General features: G+C 42.8%; 8 protein-coding genes and 1 riboswitch. Of the genes, 4 read left to right on the top strand and 4 right to left on the bottom strand.

Annotation, left to right across the window (positions count from 1 at the left end; all coding sequences use genetic code 11):
* Nucleotides 1–108: 108 nt before the first annotated feature.
* The gene (locus IQ211_RS16555) at nucleotides 109–312 is read right to left on the bottom strand and encodes a hypothetical protein (protein WP_189761009.1); all 204 of its coding nucleotides are present in this window, start codon (nucleotides 310–312) and stop codon (nucleotides 109–111) included.
* Between the two features lie 97 nt (nucleotides 313–409).
* Here IQ211_RS16555 and IQ211_RS16550 point away from each other — a divergent pair, with 97 nt between their 5' ends.
* Nucleotides 410–865: a GNAT family N-acetyltransferase gene (locus IQ211_RS16550; protein WP_189761008.1), complete on the top strand. Its 456-nt coding sequence runs from the start codon at nucleotides 410–412 to the stop codon at nucleotides 863–865.
* Between the two features lie 350 nt (nucleotides 866–1,215).
* Nucleotides 1,216–2,922, top strand: a complete 1,707-nt coding sequence (locus tag IQ211_RS16545; protein WP_189761007.1) for an ArnT family glycosyltransferase — start codon at nucleotides 1,216–1,218, stop codon at nucleotides 2,920–2,922.
* 99 nt (nucleotides 2,923–3,021) lie between these two features.
* Here IQ211_RS16545 and thiQ read toward each other — a convergent pair whose 3' ends face one another.
* From thiQ to thiB, 3 genes are read right to left on the bottom strand one after another with little or no spacing between them, the layout of a single operon-like run.
* Nucleotides 3,022–3,720 carry a thiamine ABC transporter ATP-binding protein ThiQ gene (gene thiQ, locus IQ211_RS16540; protein ID WP_189761006.1) on the bottom strand — a complete coding sequence of 233 codons (699 nt, stop codon included), beginning with the start codon at nucleotides 3,718–3,720 and terminating at the stop codon, nucleotides 3,022–3,024.
* Nucleotides 3,713–5,317 (bottom strand): thiamine/thiamine pyrophosphate ABC transporter permease ThiP, encoded by a 1,605-nt coding sequence (gene thiP / locus IQ211_RS16535; protein WP_189761005.1) that lies wholly within the window; start codon nucleotides 5,315–5,317, stop codon nucleotides 3,713–3,715. The genes thiQ and thiP overlap by 8 nt, the downstream gene beginning before the upstream one ends.
* Nucleotides 5,293–6,279, bottom strand: coding sequence for a thiamine ABC transporter substrate binding subunit (thiB, locus tag IQ211_RS16530; RefSeq protein ID WP_189761010.1), 987 nt, complete (start codon nucleotides 6,277–6,279; stop codon nucleotides 5,293–5,295). Before thiB ends, thiP begins: the two co-directional genes overlap by 25 nt.
* A gap of 225 nt (nucleotides 6,280–6,504) precedes the next feature.
* A riboswitch (TPP riboswitch) is annotated at nucleotides 6,505–6,609 on the bottom strand.
* 116 nt (nucleotides 6,610–6,725) lie between these two features.
* Here thiB and rppH point away from each other — a divergent pair.
* Both rppH and ptsP read left to right on the top strand, forming a co-directional pair.
* Nucleotides 6,726–7,256 carry an RNA pyrophosphohydrolase gene (gene rppH / locus IQ211_RS16525; RefSeq protein ID WP_189761004.1) on the top strand — a complete coding sequence of 177 codons (531 nt, stop codon included), beginning with the start codon at nucleotides 6,726–6,728 and terminating at the stop codon, nucleotides 7,254–7,256.
* A 9-nt stretch (nucleotides 7,257–7,265) separates the two neighbouring features.
* Nucleotides 7,266–9,518 (top strand): phosphoenolpyruvate--protein phosphotransferase, encoded by a 2,253-nt coding sequence (gene ptsP / locus IQ211_RS16520; protein WP_189761003.1) that lies wholly within the window; start codon nucleotides 7,266–7,268, stop codon nucleotides 9,516–9,518.
* The last annotated feature ends 238 nt before the right edge of the window (nucleotides 9,519–9,756 follow it).

Below are 9,756 nucleotides of genomic sequence, written 5' to 3'. Positions count from 1 at the left end.
AGATAAGCATGACTCAGTCCTCTCTTTTGCTTTTTTGTTTGTGGAAAATCAAAATTCGCAAAAATTGGACTGAGTTTCTTCGACACTCCTACCATTTTGAAAAGTTATTTACAAAACTCCTGCAACAACAAAACCAAAAGCAAATAATCCTATCGCAACACCGATGACACTAACACCTGTAATTACATAAGCAGTAGATATAATTTTTCCTACTAATAAAGCCGCAGAGATAGAAACAATAGCTTTCGCCATATTCAGCCAGGCCAATGGAATACAGATTTCCATTTTGGGTATAGCTTCTCCGTTCAGCATTAATAGCTTATTATGTCAGATAATTATCGGAAAACATCCGATTTGTGATAAAAAACGGCTTGCAAATCCAATATTGTGCATCACCAAGGAGCGATGTATGTTGATTACCTTAACTGACGTCAATAAGAACAATTATGACGCTGTCTGCGAACTATCAGTTGCTGATGACCAACTTGACTATATTGCAGAAAATGCGTACTCCATTGTCCAATCCAAATTTTTTCCTTCATACCAAACACGGGCTATTTGTCTGGATGGAGAACCTGTTGGTTTTTTCATGTGGGTGCCCGATGATGACCAAAGAATAACAATTTGGCGGTTTATGGTGGATAAAAATCATCAAAATAAGGGGATTGGGCGTAAAGCACTATCGCTGGCAATTGATGAAATTAGATGCTCAGATCCGTTGAAAGCAATAGCAATCAGTTATAATCCAAATAATCTCGTTGCGAAAAATCTTTATGCTAGCTTGGGTTTCGTTGAAGTAGGTATGGATGAGGAAGTTGAAGAGATGCTGGCTGTTATCGGGGGATTAAGCTCAGAATCATGTTAGGCATAAAAACTGTCAGTCGATGGTGTGATTTCTCCCCGCGAAGCAGGGAGAAATCAGGTTTCATAGCGTGTTGTCAATGACAACTTGAAGTTTAATACGTATAAACCATAGTATTGGCGAAAAAGATGTTTACTATAGCAATTGACTGCCTTTCTTAGAAATTGCATTTATTTGTCTAACCCAAATATAATAAATGAATTTTCACCAGAGAAATATTAACTATTTTAAATTATCAGAGAGATAAATTATTTTTTATATGTCAGTCACTTTTGTTGTTATTATTAATTGAGTAATATTCTATCGATTTTTTACTGAAAAAATGAAACATTAATTGAATCTGGTAAATATTGATGAATAATCCCAATAAATTGACTCAAACAGATATCAAAGCCTTACTATTATTTATTGCTTTTACTCTGCTGTATTTGTTGCCGGGCGTTTATGGACATACACCCTGGAAACAAGATGAAAATTACAGTTTTGGCATTATTCATACCATGTATGAAACAGGGAGTTGGTTGGTAACCATGAATGCCGGACAACCTTTTATGGAAAAGCCTCCCTTGTATTATTGGACAGCCACTTCATTTATGCATTTGTTATCCCATTGGCTGCCGATGCATGATGCAGCCAGAACCGCCTCTTTATTCTTTTCGGTGATCAATTTTTCTTTTTTTATTCTGTTGGCGCGGCGTGTATTTGATGTCAAAAACTTTACCGACAGTCGAATATGGATAGCTTTTGCGTTGTATGCAAGTGCACCTGGATTAGTTCGCCACAGCCACGATATGTTTACTGATACTTCATTAGTGACAGGAACAACTATCGGATTATATGGCTTACTGGGATTAATCAAAAATGAAAAAACAAATTACTCCTGTTTATGGTTGATTATCGGTACGGCTGTAACACTCTTATCAAAAGGAGTATTTATTCCGGGATTATTATGGATTTGCCTTGTTTTAGCTCCCGTGTTCCTTAAACATTGCCGAACCAGACAATATTGGCTAAGGGCTTTGTTGTCAGGCATCATTGCACTGGTTTTAATCTTGCCGTGGCCGATTATGTTGCTTATTGAACATCCTGATTTATTTAAGATCTGGATTTGGGATAACAATATCGGTCGCTTTTTAGGTTTTTCTGTTGAAGATCTTGGGGCAAGGGGGAATTTGACCATGATCCCTGAAGCGGTGTTGTTGTTTGCCTTGCCATCAGGAATATTGGCTTTTCTCTTTATATTAACTAACCCAATTAGGATTTTATCGGATAAACATTATTTCTTGTGTGCTGCCTTTGTTGTATTAGGGGTTGTTCTATTGCAAATATCAGCCTCTGGCCGAGCATTATATTTGCTGCCTTTTATTGCACCCATGGCGATCTTGGCTACAGGGATTTTTATTAAAATACCGCAACTCATCTATAAATATTTAACCCTATTTTCTTCTCTATTTTGGTCTGTCCTGATTATATTTTTATGGGCTTGTTATTTTTTATCCCTTTCCACCGATTACAAACATTGGTTAATGCCATTTAGCCGATGGTTGCCAATGAGTTATCAAATGCATTTTTCGGGATTTATCGTTGTTGCAGCTGCCTTGATCACTGCGATATGGATAGCTAAAAATAGGTTCCTCTCTAAATCACCAGACTTGCGTGCTGCCCAAAATTGGGTTTTGGGTATTGCTACGGTTTGGGGATTAGTATTTACATTATTTGTTGGCTGGATTGATTACACTAAAGGATATAAAGAGGCATTTCTTGACCTAAAACAGCAGTTGGCGGGCGTGTATAAAGAGAACGACTGTATGGCATCGTATTATATTGGAGAATCGGAAGCGCCAATGCTTTATTACTTTGCTCATGTTCTGCATCAACAACAGCGTAAATTTGAGGTTCCTGAAAAATGTGATTGGTTGATTGTATTATCCGAAGAGATAGAACCTGCCCCCAAGGGAATGACGCTATTTTGGCATGGACATAGGCCAACTCGCAATAAAGAGAATTTAGTTGTTTATAAGAAAGTGGGGATGGGTAATACAGAAGGTATTATACGTTAAATATAAAAAAGCCCGCTACTGTGCGGGCAGTATAGAAGTTATTTTCGATTCTCCGTTTAAGCGGAAATGGAGATTTCCCAACATCATAACAAGCTCTATTTAAGCGATTATTCCCAAAACCGCCGCCTCAGCGGCTTCTCCACTGACCAACTTCTCCGTTGCGCCATCGTAATAAATTTTTCCATCCACAATCAGCAAAGAGCGTGGGGCGATTTTGGCGGCATCATCAAGATTATGGGACACCATAAGTAAAGTGATTTGTCGTTCACTGCATATTTGATCCAGTAATTCCAGCATTTCATTGCGTAAAGCCGGATCAAGTGCTGAAAATGGCTCATCCAGTAATAAAATCGGTTGATGGCGGACTAAACAACGTGCCAACGCTGCTCGCTGGCGTTGTCCGCCAGAAAGTTGAGCGGGCAGGCGTGATAAACACGCTTCTAATGACACCTGGGAAGCAATTTGTTGGAGCGTTTTCTTTTGTTCTGCATTTAACCGCAAGCCAGGATGTAATCCCAAAGCAATATTTTGTGCGATGGTTAAATGGGAAAACAGGTTATTTTCCTGAAACAACATCGAAACCGGCCGCTTGGAAGGTGAGGTATGCGTATGATTTTCACCATCCAGCCAAATATTACCTTGTGCTGGAAACTGGAAACCCGCCATCACACTTAACAAGGTGCTTTTACCTGCCCCGCTAGGGCCGAGGATTGCAATACGTTCTCCGGCTTTGACGCTCACATTAAAATGCATGGCAAGGTGTTCATAAGTATAAATGACATTTTCAAGTTTAATCATGGTGTCGGCTCGGTAAGCGTTCAATCACAGTGAATAAAACAAAACACAGCAGGAGTAACAGAAATGCGGTCACGGCACCATCCTGACTGCGATATGCCCCAATTTGCTGGGAAAGGTAATAAGGCAAAGTGCGGAAATCTTCATTGCCAAATAAGGCAATCACTCCAAAATCGCCAATGGATAATACACAGGCGAAAGCCAATGCTTGTGCCAATGGAATTTTTAATGCCTTAAGCTCGATCCAATACAGGCGGTGCATTCCCTGAATATTGAGGGAGCGGCATAGGGGATTGTAACGCTCTGCCAGATCGCGCATTGGGTTTTCCAATACTTTTAGCGCGTAGGGGATCGCCATCAATGCGTTGGTCAAGATAACCAATCCGTAAGGTGATTGAGGTATACCTATGGTTGTGTTCAGCAAGAGAAAAAAGCCCGTGGCGAGGACGATCCCCGGCATAGCAAGGATCAACAACCCGCTGGTTTCCATTGCCTGTCCCCAACGCGGGGAATGGCGTAAGCGTAATTCGCGGCTGCTCCATAGCAACATCATGGTGAAAATAACACACAGCAATCCTGCACCTACTGCAATAATGACAGATGTCGTAAAGGCTTGCCATAAAGCGGGCTGGCTTAAGACAGCAAAAATATCACGGTTCAGGCCATCCACGATGACTGCTAATAAAGGGGGAAGTAACAGCAGTAACGCGATGCTAATCAGTAAACCATCAGATAATTTTTGCAGCCATGAATCCTGTGGATTACGCCATTGTTGTTGATGCCCATAACCAACAGCAAGTGCGCCTTTCAATTTTTGGCTAAGGAGCACCAAACCGAGGCAGCAAAAAAGTTGTATCAAGGCAAGCAGGGCGGCATGACCAAGATCGTAGTCGTAACTGAGTGCCTGATAAATGGCAAGTTCAATGGTCGTTGCGGCTGGACCACCGCCGAGGGCAAGAACCGTTGCGAAGCTGGCAAAGCACAGCATGAAAATCAGCGCACCCGTCGGTAAAATTTGGCGGCGCAAATAAGGCCACTCAATAAAACGAAAATGTTGCCATTCATTCATACCGAGCTGGGCGGCAAGCTGGCGCTGTTCAATAGCAATACTCTCCAGAGATTGCAGCAATAACCGTGTTGCCATTGGCATATTAAAGAAAATATGTGCCAGCAAAATCCCTTGTAGTCCATATGGTCTAAAACGATATTCAACACCTATCCACTGGGAAATATTCGCCAGCCAGCCGGTCTGACCATAAACGGTGAGAATGCCAAATAGAGCAACCAAAACAGGAAGAATCAATGTCATGGCGCATAAGCGCAGAAAGAGTGTTTTTCCGGGAAAGGAGCGACGATAAAGTGCCCGAGCCAGAAAAATAGCGGGGATTACCGATAAGACGGCAGAGAGAAATGCCTGCCAGAAAGTGAATCGAATGACATGCCAGAGATAACTGTCATGCAAGAATTCCTGCCAATGGCTTTCAGGTGCATTGAACCACAGTGTCCCGAATGCTGACAGGGCAATTATAATTAACAGGCCGGAGGCAATAACCCCCGGCAATAACCAACCCGCGATTAACGGCTGACTGCGCTTTGCCATGTACGTATCCATTTTGTACGGTGTTTTGCCACATCATCTGCGTTGAATAGCAGGGATTTCTCAGGAACAGGAAGTTGTTTGAAAACGTCGGGTAAAGGGATATCAATGACAGGATACATCCATTGGGTTGTTGGAATGACTTGCTGAAATGCCGGAGAGAGCATGAAATTCATAAACTTCTGTGCCAGTTCTGGTTGTTTGCTTGAGGCCAACTGAGCAGCCACTTCAATTTGCAAGTAGTGCCCTTCCTTGAAGATAGCGGCGGCGTAGTTATCTTTTTTCTCTGACATAATGTGATAGCCAGGTGATGTGGTATAGCTCAGCACCATATCACCTTCACCTTTCAGAAACAGGCCATAGGCTTCACTCCAGCCTTTAGTGACGGTGAGTGTCTTTTGGGCCACTTTTTGCCACTCCTGAGCGGCGTTGTCGCCATAGAGTTCCTGTATCCAGAGCAGTAGCCCTAAACCTGGTGTGCTGGTACGTGGATCTTGATAAATAATCTTCCAATTCTGGTGGCTATTGATTAATTCGTCCATACTTTTGGGGGGATGAGGCAGAGTATTTTTGTTGTAAATAAAGGCAAAATAACCGTAATCGTAAGGAATAAACGTCGTGTTATGCCATGCAATGGGTAATTTCAGTTTTGAGGTATCGACGTGACTTGGTGTGAATAATCCGGTTTGCTGAGCGGCTTGAATCAGGTTGTTATCTAACCCCAATACAATATCTGCGGGTGTTTTTTTGCCTTCCATTCTCAAACGGTTCAGCAAGGAGACGCCATCTTCCAACGCAACCAGTTTCAGTTCACAGTCACATTCTGTCTCAAAGGCTTTTTTGATAGCAGGTCCTGGTCCCCATTCAGAGGCAAATGAATCATAAGTATAAACTGTCAGGGTAGGTTTTGCCTGGCTTGCCTGAGCAAAAACACTGGCAGAAACAGACAGCAAGCTGATAGCCATAAAGCGGGAAAATAATTTAGTAAACACTTTGCTCTCCTGTAGTTGCATATATCAATAGTTAAAAATATTGATAGTTGTATACCAATCGCCTTTCAAGATGCGTCTTTGATTTGCAAGCTACAACTTGAAGTTGGATTGGTATATACATCAGTTACTTAATATTTGTTATTAGCAGACAGCAAAGGATCTGAGAAGGTGCTAAATGAAAATGACATCTATTATATCAATGAGTAGCGTCTCAAATCCCTACGACGGTACTAACCGGTTCAGGTTCGACGGGTTTGTTCTCAGCAACACTGTTTTGCGACAGCCGCACCCCGTTGAGATAGCGGTATTGTAGAGACTTCGGCTACGTCTGCAAAGTCTCATCATAGAGGTTTACCGCTTGAGGTGAGTGTGAAACAATTAGCTATCTTTTTAAATTTGTTATATCGAGAGGTAGTCTGGTGATCGATGATGATGGCTACCGCCCGAATGTAGGAATTGTAATTTGTAATCGCCAAGGGCAGGTTCTGTGGGCCCGCCGTTATGGGCAGCATTCCTGGCAGTTTCCTCAAGGGGGTATCAATCCAGGGGAATCACCAGAGCAAGCGATGTATCGCGAGTTGTTCGAAGAAGTTGGTTTAAGTCGCAAAGATGTACGGGTTCTTGCTTCAACCCGGAGTTGGTTGCGTTACAAATTACCCAAGCGTTTGGTGCGTTGGGATACAAAGCCTGTTTGTATTGGGCAAAAGCAACGTTGGTTTTTATTGCAGTTATTGTGTAATGAAGCGGATATTAATGTGCAGCGCAGTAAGACTCCAGAGTTTGATGGTTGGCGTTGGGTGAGTTATTGGTATCCTGTCCGGCAGGTTGTTTCTTTTAAACGAGATGTCTATCGACGCGTGATGAAAGAATTCTCTTCTATTGTAATGTCAACGCAGGAGCCAGCTTCATTATTCCATTCACCTTATTTACATCGTCGTAGAAAAAGTTAGGTCATTGTTATGCTCATGCGCTTACGGGAAATTGTCGAAAAGGTTGCGATGGCCGTTAATTTATCTGAAGCGCTTGAGTTATTGGTCAATGAAACGTGCCTGGCAATGAACACGGATGTTTGCTCTATTTATTTGGCGGATCATCAGCGGCAATGTTATTACCTGATGGCAACCAAAGGGTTGAGAAAACCCAGGGGGCAAGCAATTAGTCTCTCCTTTGATGAAGGCGTTGTGGGGCAAGTTGGGCGTCTGTCCGAATTAATTAATCTTGCTGATGTCCGTGAACATCCCAGTTTTAAATATATTCCCCAAGTAAGAGAAGAAAGTTTGCGGGCTTTTTTAGGTGTACCGATTATTTATCGTCGCCAATTGCAGGGAATACTCGTTGTCCAGCAATATGAACGACGGTTATTTAATGAAAGTGAAGAATCTTTCATGGTGACACTGGCGATGCAGCTAGCTGCCGTTCTCGCTCAGGCGCAAACCAAAGGGTTATTCGGTCGATATCGACAAACTCGTATTAAGGCGCTTGCCATTTCTAACGGCATTGTGATGGCTCAGGGATGGCAAGATCGCTCCCAACCTCTGTTGGAACAAGTGACTGAAGCATTGACGCTGGATTGTCAGGCTGAACGTTCCAGGCTAACTTTGGCTCTTGAAGAAACAACCGCTGAATGCCGTCGTATCAGCAAACGCTTTACTGCCAATTCACAGAAAGAAAGCGCCGCTATTTTTGATCTCTATTCCCATCTATTAAATGATCCTCAGCTTAAGCGGGATCTGTTTTGTGCCGTTGATAACGGTTTTGTGGCGGAATGGGCAATTAAAACGGTGATTGAAAAATATGCTGAACAGTTTGCCCGTTTGCAAGATCTTTATATGCGCGAGAGGGCATCTGATCTGCGCGCGCTCGGTCAGCGGGTGTTGTTTCATCTGATTGGTTCTTCCACGGGGAGCAGGCAGTGGCCGGAGCGCTTTATACTGGTTGCAGATGAGCTTAGTGCCAATTTGTTGGCTGAGTTGCCAAAAGATCAATTGGTTGGTGTGATTGTACGAGATGGCGCGACTCATTCTCATTCTGCAATATTGGTCCGTGCGATGGGAATTCCCGCGATCATGGGGGCGGATATCCAGCTTGAGTTATTACACAATCGGACACTCATCCTGGATGGTTATCGTGGAGAAATTTTTATTGAGCCAGAGCCTCTGATTACCCAGGAATACCAACAAATCATCGAGGAGGAACAGGTTCTCAGCAAGCTGGCTGAATATGAACAGCAGAAGCAAGCGCGGTTAAAAAGTGGAGAACGGGTTCTGGTGCAGCTTAATGCGGGATTGAGTTTGAAACATGAACGGCAGATAGAAGACAATATTGATGGCATCGGGCTGTACCGCACAGAAATTCCTTTTATGTTGCATAGTGGTTTTCCATCAGAAGATGAGCAGAAAAATCGCTATCAAGAGATACTGGAACTTTTTCCTGATAAGCCAGTGGTATTGAGAACACTGGACATTGGCGCTGATAAACAACTTCCCTATATGCCTATCAATGAAGAAAATCCTTGTCTGGGCTGGCGGGGAATTCGTATCACGCTGGATCAACCGGAAATATTCCTGATTCAGCTTCGTGCGATGCTAAAAGCCAATGCACAGACGGGCAACTTAAAAATACTCTTGCCGATGGTAACCAGTATTGAAGAGATTGATGAAGCCCGAAAACTGATTGAGAGAGCGAAAATTGAAGTAGAGCAGACGTTAGCTGAGACAATCACAATGCCTCAGATTGGTATTATGCTTGAAGTTCCTTCTGCCCTTTTTTTGCTACCCCAATTAAAGCAACGGATTGATTTTGTTTCTATTGGCACGAATGATTTAACCCAGTATTTGCTTGCGGTGGATCGCAATAATACACACGTTGCTTCGCTATATGATAATTTGCATCCTGCGGTGATTAGGGCCTTGAAACTCGCCTTTGATGAATGTCAGCGTCTTAATCTCCCGATTAGCGTATGCGGAGAAATGGCAGGTTTACCAATGGGGACACTCATATTGCTCGGCTTAGGTTACCGTAGCTTGAGCATGAGTGGTCACAGTATTCCGCGTGTTAAGTATTTATTGCGCCATTTGGATGCCAAAGAACTTGAGCGTTTTATTGAGTTGGCATTGCAAGTTGAAACCAGCCATGAAGTAAAAGCATTGTCAGCCGAATTTATGGAATCACGAGGTTTGGGGGGCTTGATTCGAGGGTCATGCTCCCAATAGTTAGATTTATTACCTGAGATAGAATTCACGCTCAATAAACGTTCCCATCACTTTATCGTGCATCTCTAAGGGGGAATGTGGGAATTAATCAGCTAAAGCCTCAACATGAATTTTTTGATGCTATTGGTCGGTCGTGACATCAATTTATTGAATCATGTATAGTATGCCTATTTGGAGAACATTCAGATGGCAAAGATTGATGTGACCTGTCCCTCTTGTTGTGCAGTTAAAGGGATCC

Source organism: Xenorhabdus griffiniae (genome assembly GCF_015163655.1).
GTDB lineage: Bacteria > Pseudomonadota > Gammaproteobacteria > Enterobacterales > Enterobacteriaceae > Xenorhabdus > Xenorhabdus griffiniae.
The sequence above is the reverse complement of the archived record's forward strand: the minus strand, read 5'-3'. Positions and strand labels throughout refer to the sequence as shown.